The following is an 18,380-nucleotide window of genomic DNA, read 5'->3' on the forward strand; positions in this document are numbered from 1 at the left end:
GTCGCAATCGCCCATCCGCAAATCCATGGCAAACGGCATGTCCCCGGCGTGCGCCACCGTACTACTTGCGCAGCGGCTTGGGCAGCGGAATGCCGGCGGCGATGGCTGCAGCGATAATCATGCAGACAATGCCCTTGAGCGGGAAACACATGAGCAGCAGGCCCACGACCATGACCGGCTGGCGCATAACGGCACCCATCGTCGATGCCGTGCAGACGGCGACACAAAAGACCGGATCGGCGCCGGTGAGGATGGCAAGGCCATAGCCCAGGCTCACACCCGAGAAGATAACCGGGAAGAAGTGGCCGCCACGCCAGCCCATATTGATGAGGGCGGGGGTCAGCATGGCCTTAACAAGACCGGTCGCGATGAGCATACCGGCGGGGATGGTCAGATAGGTTTCCATGAGCACGTCGACCTGCGTCTCGCCGGCAAACATGGTGAAGGGCAGAGCCGTACCGCAGGCGGCAAGTACCAGACCGGCCAGCATGGCCTTGGCGACGGGGCGCTCCCCCATCGCGTGCGCCAGAGCCTCGCTCGCGTGCTCCGAGACAAAGTACAGCCAGCCGCAGGCCGTACCGACGAACGACAGGGGGATAAGCCAGGCAAGCTCAAGGTTACCCACCTGGGCGGCCTCGAACCTCGGCATGCCCATGCCGCCGCCCACAAGCTGGCCAAGTAGCAGGTAAGCGCCCAGACCGCCGGCAATCGCAATGCCGTAGACCACCGTCTTTTGCGCTTTGGGGAGCTTGATGGTGATCTCATCGGATGCGGGGTCCTCGTCGCCGTCGGCGCTACCGGCAAGCGGCGCCACAAAGCCAAACACGGGCGCGGTAAAGAGCGCCGTCAGGGCAGCCTGGGTACCCAGCAGCGTGAGCTCCCTAAACTCGGCGCCAAAGCGACGCATGCGGTCGCCGACCCAGCTGCACAGGCCCGCGATGACGCCGGTCAGACCGGCTTCCGGTCCAATACTTCCGCCAAACAGTAACGGTAGCAATGCCGCGAGCGAAAGCTTGCCCAGATTGTCGTACGGGTAGCGTCCATCTTGCTTGACCTTGGCCATCACCTGGTTGAGGTCGTCGGTCTTGGCACCCGTCATCTTTTCGTACAGACCAATCACCAAGCCGCCCAGCAGGCAGACGAAAAACGGATACGGCAAAAAACCGAACGGACCGCTCGCGAGTTCGGGCGAGGCGACGCCCAGCATATGCGGGATCTCGGTCCATAGATAGTCGATACCATGCTCCATCGCAAAGAAGAACAGCCAGACCGCGGCACCAGCAAACGCACCGGTCACAGCCACGCTCACTAAAAACAGCGCACGGTTTTTAGGTTTTGCCAGGTCATCCATCGGGGCCTCCCGTTGGTCAAAAGCGACAAAGATAACTTTTATTGTAAGACGGGCGCAGCGCAGACGGGCAAACCATCTACGCCGTAAACGGCGCTACTGGGCACCGCACGCGCGACAGACCCAAGGCTTAGCTACCGATAATCGATGCGATCTCGTGCAGGTCATCGGCAAAGTAGATGCCTTGCTGGCGCTGCAGGCTCGATAGACCCTTATCGATCATATGCTCGAGCAGCGACTTGAGGTCGTTGTAGTAGCCGTCCAAGTTATACAGAATACACGGCGTACTCAGATGTCCCAATGACACGGCCGACATGACCTCGGCGATCTCCTCGAGCGTGCCCGTGCCGCCCGGAAAGGCGACAAACGCATCGCCGAGCTCAATCATCTTGGCCTTGCGCTCGGCCATGTCGCTCGTCACGATAAGGTCATCGATACCATCGTGCTGATACTCCGCCTCGATAAAAAAGCTTGGCTCCACGCCGGTCACGTGTCCGCCGGCATCGAGCACGCTATCGGCAAGCGCGCCCATCAGCCCCGACTTGGACCCACCGTACACCAGCGCGTGGCCGTTAGAGCCAATCCATGTGCCGAGCTGCCGCACCGCAGGCAGAAACGCCGGGTCGTTACCGACGTTGGCGCCCAGGTATACCGTGATATTCATGATTTGTCCCCCTCATCGTGACGCGCGGCGCCCGCTCTAGCGTTGGCGTCGGCGATATTCGCGCACACGGCGCGACAGATCGGCGAGCTCATCGCGGTCGAGCTCTTCCAGGTGCTCAAGATCGTCCATAAAGCGCGCCAGGGTGTCCTTTTGGCGCATCTTAATGAGCGTATTGCAGTAGTTCACCGCCACGCCCGTGAGCATGGCGATGTAGAAGATGCTGATGACGCTCAGGACGACGGTGATAGCGCGGGCGACCGGCGTTTCAGCCGGGATGTCGCCAAAGCCGATCGTCGACACGGTCTCAAAGCTAAACCAGAGGCCGTCGCCAAACGTGAGGGTCGTGGGCTCGGACAGCCAGACGGCCGTCGAGCACAGCAGGTAAAAGACAAGAAACAGGCCCGTGATGCGCGCAAAGCCAGCCTGGCGCAACACGTCGGCAAGCGTCCTCAACTTGTTCATCGCGACCCCTTTTCCAGACGCCCAATCACATTCGCTCGGTATTGTCCCACGCCTCCCCCGCAAACGGAACCAGTCATTGGGGACGTTCTTGTTTGACTAGTCATTTAAGAACGTCCCCAATGACTACCCAACCGGCAGTTAGGGACTGTCCCAACTGCCGGGCGGGACCGTTTAGCGGCTCAGCTGCCGACTAAGCATGCTGAGCTGGTATCCTTATGCGAAACTGTCTCAACTCGATAGGATTTCATGTGAAACCTTCCGCCATCCTTCGTTTGGCTCTATATCGCACCCTAGCCGTTGCGGTTGCCGTACTCACCGTACTGAGCGCCGTCATGCCTGCCCCCGCCTTTGCCGCCGACTCCGACCACCAGGTCAAGACGGTCCGCGTTGGCTGGCTCGTCAACAACAAAGGCTTCCAGGAAGGCACGCCGGGCGAGCGCCTCTCGGGATGGGGCTACGAGTACCTCCAGACCCTCTCGTATTACACAAAGGGCTGGCAATACGAATACGTTAGCGGCACCTTCTCCGAGCTTATGGACATGCTCGAGGCAGGCGAAATCGACCTCATGCCCAACATCTCGTATTCGGCAGAACGCGAGCAGAAGCTGCTCTTTTCCTCAAATCCCGAGGGCACCGAGCGCTACTATATCTACGCCAGGCCCGACCGCGACGATCTGGCCAAGGGTGACCCTCAGGCGCTCCAAGGCCTCACCATCGGCTGCAACTCTGGCGTTATGCAAACTATCGTCGGCCAGCAGTGGCTCGCCGACGAAGGCGTCACCTGCACCTATAAAGAAATCGACACCGGCAGTGCCCTCTTTGAGGCGCTTGCAGACGGCGAGGTCGACGCCGTCATCATGAACGACACCATTTCGTCGCCCGATGCGTCACCCATGTTCTACGTAGGCTCGAGCGACTACTATTTTGCCGTTCCCAAAAGCCGCCCCGATCTGATGAACGACATCAACGCCGCCATGACGACCATCGCCCGCGATAACCCGCGCTATAACGAGGAAGTCAAATCGAGTTACTCGACCCAAAACAGTGGCTCGTCATCGCTCACCGGCCCCGAGACCACCTGGCTCAAAGCAAACGGCAATACCATCACGCTCGGCTATCTTAAAAACCAACTTCCCTACTGTACGCAAAATGACGACGGCGAGATGGAAGGGTCGCTCGCCTCGCTTGCAACGACGTTGCACGACAAGTTTGGCATTACGGTCAAAACAATCGCACTCTCGAGCAACAAACAAATGATCAAAGCCCTTTCCAACGGGACCATCGATGTCGCCCTGCCGTTGTTTCGCGACTACTGGCTCGCCGAGCAGACAGGGGTCATCCAGTCAAACTCGATGGGAACGGTTTCGCTGACCGCCATTCACAGTGGCAAAAACCTGAACAGCGACCTTAAGAACATCGCTTGTACAAAGAGCACAATCGTTAACCGTTTTGAGCTCGAAAGTCTCTTTCCGAACGCAACGGTAACCGAGTATTCGAATGACGGCGAGGTGCTCAAAGCCCTCGATGAGGGGAAGGCACGTTGCATCATTGTCCCCAGCACGCGCCTGGAAACTCTCCGCGACATCTACGACATCGAGGATTTCGAAACACAGGAACTCACCAACACGGCACAACTATCGTGTTTAATTTCGCGCGGCAAGCCCGAGCTGCTGGGAATCATCAATAAGGGCATCGTCAATGCAGGTGAATCGCTCTCTGCAAACAGCTATTTCCCCACATCGTACTCGGCGCAAGAATCGGATGCGTTCCGACTTCTCTACCGCAACCGCATCGTCATTGCGGCAGTCGTCATTTGCATTTTGCTCACCGGCATCGTCATCCTTGTCTGGTCGCTTTACCGCGCACAGGAGGAACGGCAGAAAGCCGATGCCGCCAACGCCGCCAAAACCGCTTTCCTCACGCGCATGAGCCACGACATCCGCACGCCGCTCAACGGCATCCTGGGCCTTATCGAAATTGAGGAATTGAGAGAAGGCGACATGCAGGTCGCCCGCGAAAGCCGCGCCAAGGCGCGCGTTGCCGCCAATCACCTGCTGTCACTGATTAACGACATCCTCGAGATGGGCAGGATCGAGGAGCGCAAAGTGACACTCGAGCACGAATCATTCAACCTTAAAGAGCTGTGCGACAATGCGCTCGTACTGTGCAAGCTCCGCGCATCGGACCGCGGCATAACCATGCTCGACACCAGCGAGCCCTACGCTGTCGACCAATATATGATCGGCAGCCCCACCCATATTCGGCAGATCCTTGTCAACCTGCTCGACAACAGCATCAAGTACAACAAGCACGGAGGCACCGTCACGTTCTCATCGACCATCAAACCGGTCGACGACGAGCACGCCGTGTTTTGCTTTAGCGTCTCGGATACCGGCATTGGTATGACATCCGAGTTTTTGGCACACATTTACGAGCCGTTTGCCCAGGAAGGCGACGATGCGCGCAGCAAGTTCCAAGGAACCGGCATTGGCATGTCTATCGTCAAATCGCTCATCGATATGATGGGCGGCACGATTGAGATTTCGAGTGAGGTTGGCGTGGGGAGTACGTTTGACGTCCGGATTCCGCTCGATATCGACAAGAACCCTCAGATAAAAGAATGTGCAGACACGCAGGTAAGCAGCTGCTCACTCGCCGGCATGAACGTCCTTTTGGCAGAAGATAACGAACTCAATGCCGAGATTGCCCAAGCTCTGCTCGAAAGCGAAGGCATCGTCGTGACTCGCGCCGCCGACGGCAACGAAACGGTCGATCTATATGTTGGTCGTCCCACCGGCAGCTTCGATGCAATCCTGATGGACATCATGATGCCGGGCATGGACGGCTACGAGGCAACCCGGGCGATCCGCCTGAGCGAAAAGGCCGATGCGGCCGACATCCCCATCATCGCGCTCACCGCCAACGCCTTTGCCGAAGACGCCAAGGCGGCACACGACGCCGGCATGAACGCCCATCTGCCCAAACCGCTCGACTTTAGCAAGCTCAAAAACATACTCGCCTGTATCAAGAAAAATGGGGCTGTTTCGCTATAGTTTGTGCTCAACCACCATGCGCAGTAGAAAGGAAGCCAACGATGTTTAGGCCCTTACGTCGAAAGAAACGCGCCATCACCGACGAGAAAGCGCGCGAACTGCTCGCTACCTGCAAGCGCGGCGTCTTTGCCGTCAACGGCGATGATGGCTACCCCTATGCCATTCCCGTCAACTACTTCTTTGACGCCGAGCACGACAAGATTTATTTCCATGGCGCCAAGGCTGGCCACAAGGTCGATTCACTCAAGCATGATGATAAAGTCTGCTTTACCGTTTACGGCAACGAGTGGTACAAGGACGGCGACTGGGCTCCCTACGTTATGAGTACCGTTGTCTTTGGTCGTTGTCGCCTGGTAGATGAAGCGCCCGCGTTTATCGAGGACAAAGTCCGTCAGCTCGCGCTTAAGTACTACCCTTCTGCCGAAGAAGTCGAGGAGGAGATCGCCAAAGACATAAAGGGCGTCCAACTCTACGAGATTTCGATTGAACATCTTTGCGGCAAGCAGATTCATGAAAAGTAGCGAATGCGGAAAACGCGCTCGCTACCCTCTGCACCCCATGTGCCCACGCATTTTGACGGCGTGGGCACATGGGGCAGCACTCGAATCGAGCGCCCCCTATACCCCAAAAACGTAGCGGTCCAGGCGCTCACACGCCTCCTTTACCCGCGAAAGCGGCAGTGCCAGATTCACGCGGATGTGACAGGGCCCGTGGAACGGGCGGCCGTCCTGATACCCCACGCCCACGCGCGCCCCCTCGTCGAGCAGCCACTGAATATCGCGGCCATGCTCGAGGCACCACTCGGTGCAGTCCAGAAACACCATGTACGTGCCCTGCGGACGCGAATAGCCCACGCCCTCAAAATGCTCGTCCACGTAATCGCAGAAGTAGTCAATGTTGCCCTGGATGACCTGATTGAGCTCATCGACCCACTCGTAGCCCTGCGGCTGGTAGGCGCCGATAAGCGCGTGCATCGAAAGGACGTTCATCTCGTTGTAGTGAGTCTTGTTGGACACGGCGCACACGCGGTCGCGCAGCGTCTCGTTATAGATGATGTGGTAGCTGCCGACCAGGCCCGCCAGGTTGAACGTCTTGCTGGGCGCGTAGAGGGCAACCGTGCGCATGCGGGCATCCTCGCTCACCGACTGCGTCGGGATATGTCTGTGACCCGGCAGGATGATATCGGACCAAATCTCATCCGAGATCACCACGCAATCGTGCTGGCGATAGATGTCCATGGCACGTTCGATCTCGTCGCGCTCCCATACGCGGCCGCAGGGATTGTGCGGCGAGCAGAACACCGCGGCATGGATGTGGTTTTGGGCGAGCTTGCGCTCCATGTCCTCAAAGTCCATACGCCACACGCCTTGGTCGTCGAGCTTAAGCGGGCTGTGGACAATGCGATAGCCCGCGGCTTCGATAGACTTGGTGAAACCGATGTAGGTGGGGCTGTGAACCAGCACCGCATCGCCCGGCTGGACATACGCGCGCAGCGTCGACACGACACCGCCCAGCACGCCGTTTTCATAGCCGATATGCTCAGGAAGCAGGCTCTTAACGCCATTGCGGCGGCTCTGCCATTCGATGATGCGGTCAAAGTACTCGTCGCGCGGATCGAAATAGCCAAACATGGGATGCTGGGCGCGCTGAATGATGTGCTCCTGAACCGTGGGCACCGTGGCAAAATTCATGTCCGCCACCCACATGGGGATGCGGTCGAAGCCCTCGTCGGGTGCGTTCGGAGCCATGTCGGGAATTTCTCCCCAGGAGTCAACGGCGATGGCGTCCATGCCGTGGCGGTCGATAAGCGAGCTGAAGTCGTATTTCATGCTGAGCTCCCGTGCAAAGCGGATTGTTTTGGTAGGCGTTATTGTCCACCAGCGCGGGCGGTTTTGGAGCGGAGTTTGGCGCTTAATTTGACGGGTGCGGACGAGTAGCTGGTTAGTCTCGCGCGTCGTTGATGGCGGTTATCGTCAACCTGGTTCCGTCGACCGTAAACGATATGTCGAGCCCAGCGTAAGCCAAATGGTAAACGCGGTTTGGCTCGTGTTTGCCGCCCGCACGGCGCGGATCTTGGCGGAGCACCTCGATCAAGCCGGGGAGCTTTTCAGGCGGGACCATATCCTGCAGCACTTGCGGAAACTCGACGTCGAGCTCTTGCCACGGCGCGTCTTCAATCCAGCCGCCCGTTGCATCCGGGTGGCAGTCCGCAAACGGAATGTAGGGCTTAATGTCGTAGATGGGCGTGCCGTCGCGCAGGTCGGCCCCCAGCACATGAATGATGGGGCCATCGTCGGTAGGCTCAACACGATCGAGCTTGACACAGGTGAGCCCGATGGGATTAGGGCGAAACGGGCTGCGCGTGGCAAACACGCCCACGCGCTCAGCTCCACCCAGACGCGGCGGGCGCACGGTTTTCGACCATTTTGCGTTGGTGCCGGACCTGTCCTGTGTTTTAGCGTCGACGGCAATATCTTTAGCCGTGCCGCCGGGCGTGCCGTTTTCGAAGCGCCAGAGCAGCCATAGGTGAGAGAAGGAGTCCAGGCCCTCAACCGCTGCATTGGAGGCAAATTCCGGCTCAAAAACGATGCGTCCCTCAAGATGGGGCGCCAAAAAGCTGTTGCGCGGGATGCCGAACTTCTGCGGCAGGTCGGTATGTATGTGTGCAATAGGTTCCATGCCGGTCATTGTACGGCATGAGGGCATGGACGCTGCGTGCAATCCCCCACCACGACCGCCCTTTTTGCAACCAACGGTTGCTTGGAAGGGCATCGGCCGCCGCGTATGCTTAAAGCCGCAAGCAGCAGAAAGGAACTATCATGGCCTTTGCAGAAAAACTCATCGCCGTCCGTCGTGCCAACAGCCTCACCCAAGAGCAGCTCGCCGCCAAGCTCTATGTCACGCGCCAGGCCGTGAGCCGCTGGGAGCGCGGCGAAGTCAGCCCGGGCATCGACATGATGAAGCTCATTGCCGCCGTAACCGGAGAACCGCTGTCGCACCTGCTCGAAATGCCCGAGCACTATTGCCAGAGCTGCGGCATGATACTCACGCCCGATGACTGCGGCACCAATGCCGCGGGCGCCAGGACCGATCATTACTGCAAGTGGTGCTACGACCGCGGCAAGTACACCTATGAGACCACGATGGAGGCAATGATCGAAGATTGTGCCCCGCGGCTGGCACAAAGCACCGGCATGTCGCTCGATGAAGCCGTCTCGCTCATGGGCGCCGTGCTGCCGCAACTGGAGCGCTGGCGCTCCGTGCACGAAAACGAGGACCGCTACGGTGCCGAGGCGCGGGCGCGCTATGGCGATGAGGCTATCGATACGGCAAACGAAGCGCTGTTGGACATGGACCCCGAAACCTGGAACGACATGAAAGAACTCGAGCGCGCGATTTTAGGCCAGCTCTCGATTGCCATGGACGACGGCGATCCAAAGAGTAACGAAGCCCGCAAGCTTGTCGCAATGCACCGCCGATGGGTTGGCCTTAACTGGGGACACGAGCCCCAGGACGAAGCATACCTGGGCCTCGCCAATGGTTATCTTGCCGACCAGCGCTTTGTTGACTACTACGACAAGCCCTGCGGCACCGGAGCCACGGCGTTTCTGGTACAGGCAATCGAGTCGTCGTTGACACGTGCATAGACCGCGGCGGCTTTGGGTATTTCAATCGAAACCTCAACCGATTGGAGACCTATGGCTACTGATCACGAGCTCGCGCTCTACGTTATGACCGGCTGCCCGTATTGCATAAAGGTCAAGCGCTTCCTGGCCGATAACGGCGTGACCATCCCCGAGCGTAATATCTCGACCGATTCCGATGCCGAGCAGACGCTCATCGCCGTCGGCGGAAAGCGCCAAGTTCCCTGCCTGTTCATCGACGGCAAACCACTCTACGAATCGAGCGACATCATCGCGTGGATACAGAAGAACCTGCTCTAGTACGCAATTGCAGTCGGCTCGCCCCGACGTCCAAGCCCATACGACCCAAACATGTACACCAGCATCCAAAGTCGACGTTTTTCGACATCTTTGGATGCTGGTGTACAGCTTTTTGCATGGCCCCGGCACAGGTAGTCGTTGGGGACGTTCTTAAATGACTAGTTGTTTGAGACAGCCTTTGGATTATGGCTGTTTGGGGCCATCTGACGTCTCTGGAAAGGGCTCCTTAGAGGGCCGTGTTCAAAAAATGGCAAATATGAGTACTGCTACTTGTTTAGTAACAGCAATTTTAATCATTTCAGGGATCATTCAACGCCCCAAGCGCCCACAGACGGCGTTATTTCTCCCCATATGTTCAATAAAAGAGACGCCTAATGGTATTAAATCTCATCAGGGACCTCATTTTTGAACAAAATAAATGCAACCATAATGGCAACAGTACTCATATTTGCCCCTTTTTGCACACAGCCCTCCAGAATAGTCGTTAGGAACGACTCAAAATGGCAATTCCGGCACTTAGATGCTCTCTTCTTGAATGACTAGTTGTTAAAGAACACTCAGCGACTACTCCAATTCGCGACACACTGTGTCGCGAATTGAGCTGTTCTCACCACCGAAGACCGGTGAAAGCTCCTGGCCAGAATCTCGATAGTTTGTTAAAGTGCCCCTCTGCAGGTTCAATGAGCGCTCATGTTCCAGACTAGCAAGTGAAGAAATATCGAAGCCATCGATGCTCATTTCCTATCGAAAAAACTAGTCAATACACGCTAATTAGCTTGATAAACTGCTTGTATTTTTGTCTACAAAACTGTATACAAAAAGAGATTCCGGTAACCAGCGCTCGACATTATGTCAATCGATAGGAGGCGCTATGGACGCCAAGCAGCTTGAAAAGATGATGGGGTTTGCCCCCGGAGAGTTGGAGAAAGCCGCGGAGGCATACGAAAAAGATGAATGGCCGAAGGGTCGCACCATCAAGCCGGGAAGGCCGTCGATCTCTGATGAGCCAAGCGTTGTTTTATCGGCACGTGTGGGCGAATCGGTTCTTGAAGCATTTGACGCAAAGGCAAAGCGCCATGGGCAAACGCGCACGGAGCGACTCAGGGAACTCATTACACTCGATGCAATGATTGCCTAGTCCCCTGCCGAACCAAACATGTACGTCAGCATCCAAAAACGATATTTTTCGACATCCTTGGATGCTGGCGTACAGTTTTTTGCATGGGTCCGGCACAGGCGATCCGTTCTTCTCCGTCCCCAAGGGATCATTTAGCCACAAAAGCGGGCGATGGGCGCAAGCTGCTGCTCGCGAAAGACACGGTCGACAGCGGCACGGTATTCATCGACCTTTTTGGTCTTGCGTACGAGTTTGTGAACGGTCGCGGGATCGGCGAAGGCGCATTTGGCGTAGAACCACCACTCCTTCATGCGAAAGACCGCGTTGCCCCCAATCTCGTCCGCATAGGCCGCAAACAGCATGTCATGGAAGCGTTGCAGCTCAGCGGCGGTAGCGGCAGGGTCGCCCTTAACCATGCGAGCCAGCGCGGGATTCGCAAGCAAGCCGCGCCCCAACATTACGTGGCGTGTTCCGGGATAGGCCTTCACCAGCGCATCCATGTCCTCAAGATCAAAGATGTCGCCGTTATAGGCCACGGGGAACGGCGCCCGTTCCAGCGTCTCGCCGTAAAACTCTTTGCGCGGTGAGCCCGTATAACGGTCCTTTTGCACGCGCGGATGCACGATCAACTCCGCCAGCGGCATTCGGCAATAGAGGTCGAGCACGCGCTCGTACTCGTCATCGCATTCGAGCCCCAGTCTGGTCTTGACCGACACCGGCAAGGGCGAGCGTTCGCACACGTCGCTCAAGAACACCTCGAGCTCATCCAAATTGCGCAGAAAGCCCGAACCCTTGCCCTTCGCGACCACCGTACCCGAAGGGCAGCCAAGGTTGAGGTTGACCTCGCGGTAACCCATATCGGCAAGCACCTGCGCCGCCCACACAAACTCGTCCGCATTCTTGGACATCAGCTGGGGCACCACGTTAAGTCCCTGGTTGTTGGCAGGATCGACCTCTTTAAACGCCTTGCCGCCAAAGCGATTGCCCACCCGCGGCGGCGGCAAAAACGGCGTGTAATAACAATCGAGCGCGCCGAAGCACTCCGCATGCACGCGACGGAACACATGCCCGGTAATCCCCTCCATAGGGGCCAGCGATAAATACATCAACATCCACTCTCAACTCAATGTGACAAAGGGACAGTCCCTTTGTCACATTTGCAAATCATCATTCGGCTGTTTATTTTGGCACACATACGTATCGGGCGGCATCATCGCGTGGGCACAGGAGCAGCCGCTCTAAACCAGGGCTGTCGTGGCACTTTTGCCGTATGACCTGCGCTCACCGATGGCGGGATTCTCTATACTGAGTCACATATGACGGCATCGCGCCACAACGACCGCCACGACACCAAGGACCAGCCATGGCAGCACTCTCCGAACAAGAACGTAAGCGCATCCAGCGATACTGCATCTGTCCCAAGGTTGCCGGCGCGGCGCTTGCCATGGCGTTTGTGCTGCCTTTTTTGATCATTCCCTTCGAAATGATTGACGATATCGTCTTCCATCATGAAAGCTTCCAGGAGACGGGCATGATGACCGCCTTGGCGCTCACCGCCGTCGAGCTCATCATCTTCTGCTATTGCGCGCTCGCGCCGCGCTTTGGCATGCGCGGCAAGCAGTGGAGGGAAATGCAGCACCGGCTCGCCGTCGAGCAGAGCGAAAAAGACCGCTCGGCACAAATTGCAGGCGTTGTTGGCACGCAGGCCGCCGCGCGTCTGCTCAAGAACAGCGACAATGAGACCGCACGCAACCTGGGCGGTGCGGCAGAAGTCGCCGCTGCCGTAGGCGCCGTCGCCACCGCGGCAGACGTGCTTGCCGAAAGCTTTGCCAACGCAAAGGCCATGGCAGAGGCCTGTGGCGTGCCTATCCCCCGTGCAAAAAAGTGGATCGTCGCGCTTGTGGCACTGCCCCTCGCAATCGTGTGCGGTGCCTATATCCCGCAGCTGGCGCAGGGAAACATCGAGATGCAACAGAACGCCGCGGCCGCGGCCGAGCAGATCGCCATCGCCCGCAAGACGCTAGAGCCCGCATGCGAGTACGTATCCGCCGATGACCCTTACGAGCGATATCAAGATTACGGCTATCACGTCCGCGGCTACCTTCACGACGGCGACTCCGATACCCAGAAGACCTATACGTACCTGGATTTCGACAACAAGGGAACGCTCAAGGAAGTGAGTTACATAGCAGAGATCGACCCCGACGCGAGCCTTGAGGACAACCTCGCCCGCATCGAGCTCGACTTGGACGAACTTTCCTCTGTCGTCCAAACCGTAGACGTCAAGACCGTGAGTCCCGAGCTCCTAGCACCGCAAAAGCTCCCCGAAGAGTTTAGGCAGGCTTTTTTGAACGGTTCGCTCTACGAGAGAATCTCCATCAGGACGAGTGGCAACCCCATCAAAACGTACTATTCGTTTGACACGGATCCCGAGGATGAATTTGACGAGTACACCCATCCAAGCATCCGTATCACGTTGATGGGCAAAACGAGCTAGCCACCCAATGTGACAAAGGGACTGTCCCTTTGTCACATTATTCGGAGCGTAGGGCTTCCACAGGGTCTTTCTTGGATGCGCTGCGAGCCGGCAGCAGGCCGGCAACGACCGTCAGCAGCACCGAAATTACAATGAGCATCAGCGCGTCTTGAACGGGCAGGCTCATCAGGTTGGGCACCTGCTTGGCCGCAAGCGCCCAGGCATTAACCGGAAAGCTCACGGCCACCACGACGACAATAGCAAAGACGCCAGCGATGAGGCCTTCGATAAAGGTCTCGGCATTGAATACGTTGGCCACGTTGCGCTTTGACGCGCCGATCGCGCGCAGGATGCCAATCTCCTTTTTGCGCTCCAGCACGCTGATGTAGGTGATGATGCCGATCATGATGGAGCTCACCACCAAACTGATACTCACGAATGCGATGAGCACCAAGCTGATAGTATTCACGATGTCGGTCACCGAGCCCATGATGATGCCCATGTAGTCGGTATACGAGATTGCCTGCTCATCGTGGCCAGCAGCTTTGACCTGCTTGTTGTACGCATCGATGTAATCGAGCACGCGCTCCTTGGCCTCAAAGTCGCGCGGGAAAATCTTGACCGAAATGGGGTCCGCCTCGTCCGCATAGCCCAACGTGGTCAGATTGTTGTCGTAGGTGAGCTTCGACGCCTTGGCATAGCTCATCATGAGCGAGCTCAGGTCCTCGGCGTCCATGTTGAAGTGGATGGCACGAGCAAAGGCGCCCGCATCCACGCGCATGGCGCTCGCCAGGTTGGCAAAACTCGAAGACATCTGCGTCGCCATTTGGCCCATGAGCCCTGCCGCACCCGCCTTGAGCTGGGTTGATACCGTCGTCGCAATCTGCTCGCTGACCGCCTTCATCACCTGATCCATAGACTGCTGCAAATACGGAGCCAGCTGCTTTTGCACATAGTCGCCCATCACCTGCTGCAGACGCTCGGCCAAGGCATCGCCGCCGAGCGCCTTAAGCTGAGCCAAGCATTGCTGGGCGGCGGCATCATTCTCAAGGTACGCTGAGAATGCGGCAGCAAGCTTTGACGCGTCCTTAAGATCTTCGGGCGACAGCACCTTAAACTGATCCGACTGCATAAAGCCCTCAAACAGCTGGTTGACAAGCGTTCCCACCTGCTGCATTTGCTCGGGTGTGAGCTCCAAACCGTCAAAAATGCCCGAGAAATCTGGAGCCGGCGCTTTGGCTATGATGTCGCTGAAGTCGATGTCCTTCCCAACGCCCGAAAGGTCAATGTCCAGCCCGGACAAGTCGATACCAGAAAGGTCCATACCGCCGGCCGCGCCCGAGAGCGCAGACGAATCGAGAGAGAACGCGCTCTTCAGCGCCGCCTCGTCCACACTGAACATGCTGCTCAGATCCACGCCTTGCTTGGCCTCGCCCTGCAGCTCGTCGAAGGTTTTACCCGTAAAGACATCCGTCTCGGGGTGGGTAAGCTGTTCCTGCACAATCTGCGAATCGGCAGCACGCTGCATAAGCTGGCGAGTCAGCGCATGCGTATAGGCAATGCCCGGGGATAATGCGCTCGCGTTGGCCGTCTCGTTGGGTCGCACCACGCCCACAATGCGCACGTCAATACCGTCGGCAACCTTGGCCGCCATATAGTCGGCATCGCCAGCCATGTCAGTCCACATGCCGGTCTCTTCGTTTTTGCGATAGGCATCTGCCGGCGACAGCACCTTAAACGTCGTGGACAGTGCATCGTCGTAGGTAAAGTCGGCGCCGGTCTTGGGCGCCTCGACCTTGCCGTCGGCCGTCATGGCGCTGTTAACCAGGTCGTTGAGTTCATCGATATCCAGCGCACCGATGCTGTAGAGCGTGTAGTCGCCCACCGTTCCGCGGCTCGAAAGCACCATCACGGCCTCGTTGGCTGACGTAGGCCAATGGCCGGCAACAACATCGTACTGGCCGTCGAGCAGGCTCTGGTCGTCAATCATCTCGTTGAAGACCGACGTTCCCATGGATTCCATGCTCACCGTTGCCGCCGAGCTCGCACCTCCGCTCATGGCCTCAGTCATAGCGTTGGGCACCAGCCGGACAGGCTTCTCATCGCCCTTGCCGGCACGATAGACAACCGGCGATACACCGTAGCCGTACTGAATGGCGTTGACCTCTTTATCGATGCCGTCGCCACCGGCATCGAGCCATGCCTTAAAGCTCGTCATGTCGTTGGACTTAACGCTTGCGAACATATCCTTTACGGCCGTGACCACAGGGATCTTATCGGTCCCCTGAGCCTTGCCGCCGGTGGCGCCGTCGGACGCGTCCTTGTCCTCGGACGCCTCCTCATCCGTAGCTCCATGCCCGCCCATCATGGACGACAGGTCATAATCTTGTTTGGAAATGGTGAGCGGGTAGCTCGAGAGCGTATCCTCCTCGACCTTTTTGATGTAGCCGTTTACGCCGTTGGAGAGCGCCAGAATCGCCGCAATGCCGATAATGCCGATCGAACCAGCAAAGGCCGTCATAGCCGTACGGCCCTTCTTGGTCAAAAGGTTTCGCGCCGAAAGCCCCAGCGCTGTCACAAAGCTCATCGAGGTTTTGCGCGTGGGCTTGGCCTCGCGACGCGCGGCCTCGGCAGCATCAAAGGGGTCGGAATCGTCGGTGATCTTGCCGTCCGCCAGGGTGACGATGCGCGTGGCGTACCTGTATGCCAACTCGGGATTGTGCGTGACCATGATGACCAAACGATCGCGCGCAACATCCTTGAGCAAATCCATGACCTGTACGGATGTCGTTGAGTCCAAGGCGCCGGTCGGCTCGTCAGCCAGCACAATCTCGGGGTCATTGATCAGGGCGCGGGCAATGGCCACGCGCTGCATCTGCCCGCCCGAAAGCTGGCTCGGGCGCTTGTCAACGTGCTCGCCCAGACCGACTGCCTCGAGCGCCTTGCGCGCACGTTGGCGGCGCTCGGCATGCCCCACGCCCGTGAGCGTAAGCGCCAACTCCACGTTTTCCAAAATGCTCTGATGCGGAATGAGGTTATAGCTCTGGAACACAAAGCCGATGCGATTATTGCGATAGGCATCCCAATCGCGGTCGTTGAAGTCCTTGGTCGAGATGCCGTCGATCAGCAGATCGCCCGAATCGAAATGGTCGAGTCCACCGATGACGTTGAGCATCGTAGTTTTACCCGAACCCGAGGGACCCAGAACGGCTACGAACTCGTTATCGCGAAAAGACAGGCTTACGCTGTCGAGCGCTACCTGCGTAAACGACTGCGTAACGTACCTTTTGCAAATAACTCTGAGATCCAGCATGGACGGCAACCTCTCTCGCGCGGGCGCGCTCGCCCGCTCCCCCGCCGTTCACGTTCGGCGCGTTTGTCCTACTCTATCCTCATTTTTGGCCGATACCAGTGAGGAATGTAACGAACCGCGCCAAAAAACGAACGGGACAGCACGCCGCATGGCGCACCATCCCGCATATAACATCCCCGATGCGACAAAGAGGCTGTCACTTTGTCACATTCCAATGCGCGCTACTTTTCGAACCCGCACGGCATAACGTTAGCGCTGCCGCGGCGAGCCTCAGTCACGGCTGCAAAGAAGCGATAGCCGCCCGAGAAGTTAAAGCACTCAAAGCCATGCTGCGCCAAAATGCGGCAAGCAATGTAGCTGCGAATGCCGCTCTGGCAAATCACGTAGACCGGCTTGGCCCGGTCGAGCTCGCCCAGGCGATTGCGCAGATCATCGACGGGAATGTTTACGAAACCATCGATATGCCCGCGCTCATACTCCCCTTCCGTACGAACATCGAGCAGCTGCACGCTGCCATCGCGTGGCAAGTTGGGCTCATCCTCCCAATGCCACTGCGCCAGTATGCCGCGATTGAGGTTCTCGATCATAAAGCCCGCCATATTGACGGGATCCTTCGCCGATGAATACGGCGGCGCGTATGCTAGGTCCAAATCCTTAAGCCTATCGCCGCGCATGCCTGCCTGGATGGCAGTCGCCAGAACGTCGATACGCTTGTCCACACCATCGATGCCCACGATTTGCGCACCCAGCAGGCGCAATCCCTGCTTCTCGAAGACAACCTTCATGGTCATGGGCGTTGCACCCGGATAATAACCCGCATGCGAACCGGGCGACAGGACCACGCTGTCGCAGTCAACTCCCGCCGCGTGTGCCGCCTTTTCGGATAGTCCCGTGCTTGCCGCCGTCAAGTCGAATACCTTGATAACCGATGAGCCCAACGATCCGAGGTAGCAGCTGTCCATGCCGGCTATGACATCGGCGACGACACGCCCCTGCTTGTTGGCGGGGCCGGCGAGCGAAATGACCGCGTCCTCGCCGGTCACCTGATGCGTGACCTGCACGGCATCGCCCACGGCATACACGTCGGCAGCAGAGGTCTCCATGCGGTCGTTGACCACAATAGCCCCCTTGATGCCCAGTTCGAGCCCCGCCTCTTGCGCCAGATGGCTCTCAGGTGCCACGCCAATGGCAAGCAGCACCATATCGGCTCCGATAGGGTCATCGCCCGCAACATGGGTGACAACGCGGCCATCAACTTCCTCAAAACCTGTCACATCGGCCTTGAGGCGCAGATCGATACCGTGCTCACGCACCTCGGTATGCAAAAGGGTCGCCATGTCGTAATCCAGGTTGTTCATAAGCTGGACGGGACGCTGCAGAAGGGTCACCTGGAGCCCCAGCTCGCACAGATTCTCCGCCGTCTCGACGCCAATGAAGCCGCCGCCGATCACGACGGCACTGCTCGGTCGCCGCTCTCGAACATAGCTGTGAATACGCAGCGTGTCCTCAACGGTGCGTAGGCTAAAGATTTTATCCGAGTCGATGCCCGGCAACGCAGGGCGAATCGGCTTTGCACCCGGCGACAGGATGAGCTTGTCATACGTCTCGACAAATTCCTCGCCCGTCAGCATATTGCGAACCTCGACCGTATGCGAATCGGGATGGATGGCAAACACCTCGTGACTCGTCTTGACCGCAATGCGAAAGCGATCCCAAAAGCCCTTGGGAGACTGCAGCGTCAATGCGCTCTCTTCTTCTATCACGCCGCCAATGTAGTACGGAAGCCCACAGTTGGCATACGATACAAAACCCGTGCGCTCAAAGATGACAATTTGGGCCTGCTCGTCGAGTCTGCGCAAACGTGCCGCCGCCGATGCGCCGCCCGCGACGCCTCCAACGATAACCACCTTCATAGCTAACGCACCACCTTTCCCGTGTAGCCGCTTATGCCGCCGATATTCTTGACACTGCCATACCCAGAACGCTTAAGAAAACTCACAGCT

At 57.9% G+C, this 18,380-nt stretch carries 14 protein-coding genes; 6 read left to right on the forward strand and 8 right to left on the reverse strand.

Features of this window, described 5'->3' with window-relative positions:
• Positions 1–61: 61 nt before the first annotated feature.
• The 3 genes from DXD39_RS08405 to DXD39_RS08415 form a co-directional block, all read right to left on the reverse strand.
• Positions 62–1,351 (reverse strand): chloride channel protein, encoded by a 1,290-nt coding sequence (locus tag DXD39_RS08405; protein ID WP_117803790.1) that lies wholly within the window; start codon positions 1,349–1,351, stop codon positions 62–64.
• Between the two features lie 127 nt (positions 1,352–1,478).
• Entirely contained in the window at positions 1,479–2,012 is a 534-nt protein-coding gene (locus tag DXD39_RS08410) for a TIGR00730 family Rossman fold protein (RefSeq protein ID WP_117803791.1), read from the reverse strand.
• 36 nt (positions 2,013–2,048) lie between these two features.
• Positions 2,049–2,474 (reverse strand): potassium channel family protein, encoded by a 426-nt coding sequence (locus DXD39_RS08415; RefSeq protein WP_117803792.1) that lies wholly within the window; start codon positions 2,472–2,474, stop codon positions 2,049–2,051.
• Between the two features lie 248 nt (positions 2,475–2,722).
• Here DXD39_RS08415 and DXD39_RS08420 point away from each other — a divergent pair, with 248 nt between their 5' ends.
• Together DXD39_RS08420 and DXD39_RS08425 are read left to right on the forward strand one after the other, a co-directional pair.
• Complete coding sequence (locus DXD39_RS08420) at positions 2,723–5,527, forward strand: transporter substrate-binding domain-containing protein (protein ID WP_158565502.1); 2,805 nt, start codon at positions 2,723–2,725, stop codon at positions 5,525–5,527.
• Positions 5,528–5,568: 41 nt separating this feature from the next.
• A complete protein-coding gene (locus DXD39_RS08425; protein ID WP_055252525.1) occupies positions 5,569–6,048 on the forward strand; it encodes a pyridoxamine 5'-phosphate oxidase family protein in 480 nt (159 codons plus the stop codon).
• 96 nt (positions 6,049–6,144) lie between these two features.
• On the opposite strand, the gene DXD39_RS08430 is transcribed toward DXD39_RS08425, so the two are convergent.
• Together DXD39_RS08430 and DXD39_RS08435 are read right to left on the reverse strand one after the other, a co-directional pair.
• The gene (locus DXD39_RS08430; protein WP_117803794.1) at positions 6,145–7,356 is read right to left on the reverse strand and encodes a MalY/PatB family protein; all 1,212 of its coding nucleotides are present in this window, start codon (positions 7,354–7,356) and stop codon (positions 6,145–6,147) included.
• A gap of 112 nt (positions 7,357–7,468) precedes the next feature.
• Positions 7,469–8,206, reverse strand: coding sequence for a tRNA (N6-threonylcarbamoyladenosine(37)-N6)-methyltransferase TrmO (locus DXD39_RS08435; RefSeq protein WP_233541152.1), 738 nt, complete (start codon positions 8,204–8,206; stop codon positions 7,469–7,471).
• Between the two features lie 140 nt (positions 8,207–8,346).
• On the opposite strand from DXD39_RS08435, the gene DXD39_RS10200 reads away from it, so the two are divergent.
• The 3 genes from DXD39_RS10200 (at position 8,347) to DXD39_RS08450 (ending at position 10,609) form a co-directional block, all read left to right on the forward strand.
• Entirely contained in the window at positions 8,347–9,174 is an 828-nt protein-coding gene (locus tag DXD39_RS10200) for a TipAS antibiotic-recognition domain-containing protein (protein ID WP_158565504.1), read from the forward strand.
• 51 nt (positions 9,175–9,225) lie between these two features.
• Positions 9,226–9,471 (forward strand): glutaredoxin, encoded by a 246-nt coding sequence (locus DXD39_RS08445; protein ID WP_117803796.1) that lies wholly within the window; start codon positions 9,226–9,228, stop codon positions 9,469–9,471.
• Between the two features lie 871 nt (positions 9,472–10,342).
• Positions 10,343–10,609, forward strand: coding sequence for a ribbon-helix-helix protein, CopG family (locus tag DXD39_RS08450; RefSeq protein WP_117803797.1), 267 nt, complete (start codon positions 10,343–10,345; stop codon positions 10,607–10,609).
• Between the two features lie 131 nt (positions 10,610–10,740).
• Here the strand turns inward: DXD39_RS08450 and DXD39_RS08455 are convergent, their stop codons facing one another.
• A complete protein-coding gene (locus DXD39_RS08455; protein ID WP_233514511.1) occupies positions 10,741–11,673 on the reverse strand; it encodes a tRNA-dihydrouridine synthase in 933 nt (310 codons plus the stop codon).
• A gap of 278 nt (positions 11,674–11,951) precedes the next feature.
• Between DXD39_RS08455 and DXD39_RS08460 the strand changes: the two genes are divergently transcribed.
• Positions 11,952–13,085, forward strand: coding sequence for a hypothetical protein (locus tag DXD39_RS08460; RefSeq protein WP_117803798.1), 1,134 nt, complete (start codon positions 11,952–11,954; stop codon positions 13,083–13,085).
• Positions 13,086–13,122: 37 nt separating this feature from the next.
• On the opposite strand, the gene DXD39_RS08465 is transcribed toward DXD39_RS08460, so the two are convergent.
• Together DXD39_RS08465 and DXD39_RS08470 are read right to left on the reverse strand one after the other, a co-directional pair.
• A complete protein-coding gene (locus DXD39_RS08465; protein WP_117803799.1) occupies positions 13,123–16,377 on the reverse strand; it encodes an ABC transporter ATP-binding protein/permease in 3,255 nt (1,084 codons plus the stop codon).
• Between the two features lie 221 nt (positions 16,378–16,598).
• Positions 16,599–18,290, reverse strand: a complete 1,692-nt coding sequence (locus tag DXD39_RS08470) for an FAD-dependent oxidoreductase (RefSeq protein ID WP_117803800.1) — start codon at positions 18,288–18,290, stop codon at positions 16,599–16,601.
• Positions 18,291–18,380 lie beyond the last annotated feature (90 nt).

Origin of the sequence: Collinsella sp. TM04-29, from assembly GCF_003466565.1 — a bacterium.
Taxonomy (GTDB): Bacteria; Actinomycetota; Coriobacteriia; order Coriobacteriales; family Coriobacteriaceae; genus Collinsella.

Coding starts and splice junctions, on each gene's coding strand:
- DXD39_RS08445 (WP_117803796.1), top strand. CDS start 9,226: ATGGCTACTGATCACGAGCTCGCGCTCTACGTTATGACCGGCTGCCCG.
- DXD39_RS08405 (WP_117803790.1), bottom strand. CDS start 1,351: ATGGATGACCTGGCAAAACCTAAAAACCGTGCGCTGTTTTTAGTGAGC.
- DXD39_RS08425 (WP_055252525.1), top strand. CDS start 5,569: ATGTTTAGGCCCTTACGTCGAAAGAAACGCGCCATCACCGACGAGAAA.
- DXD39_RS08455 (WP_233514511.1), bottom strand. CDS start 11,673: ATGGAGGGGATTACCGGGCATGTGTTCCGTCGCGTGCATGCGGAGTGC.
- DXD39_RS08460 (WP_117803798.1), top strand. CDS start 11,952: ATGGCAGCACTCTCCGAACAAGAACGTAAGCGCATCCAGCGATACTGC.
- DXD39_RS08410 (WP_117803791.1), bottom strand. CDS start 2,012: ATGAATATCACGGTATACCTGGGCGCCAACGTCGGTAACGACCCGGCG.
- DXD39_RS10200 (WP_158565504.1), top strand. CDS start 8,347: ATGGCCTTTGCAGAAAAACTCATCGCCGTCCGTCGTGCCAACAGCCTC.
- DXD39_RS08450 (WP_117803797.1), top strand. CDS start 10,343: ATGGACGCCAAGCAGCTTGAAAAGATGATGGGGTTTGCCCCCGGAGAG.
- DXD39_RS08430 (WP_117803794.1), bottom strand. CDS start 7,356: ATGAAATACGACTTCAGCTCGCTTATCGACCGCCACGGCATGGACGCC.
- DXD39_RS08465 (WP_117803799.1), bottom strand. CDS start 16,377: ATGCTGGATCTCAGAGTTATTTGCAAAAGGTACGTTACGCAGTCGTTT.
- DXD39_RS08435 (WP_233541152.1), bottom strand. CDS start 8,206: ATGGAACCTATTGCACACATACATACCGACCTGCCGCAGAAGTTCGGC.
- DXD39_RS08415 (WP_117803792.1), bottom strand. CDS start 2,474: ATGAACAAGTTGAGGACGCTTGCCGACGTGTTGCGCCAGGCTGGCTTT.
- DXD39_RS08470 (WP_117803800.1), bottom strand. CDS start 18,290: ATGAAGGTGGTTATCGTTGGAGGCGTCGCGGGCGGCGCATCGGCGGCG.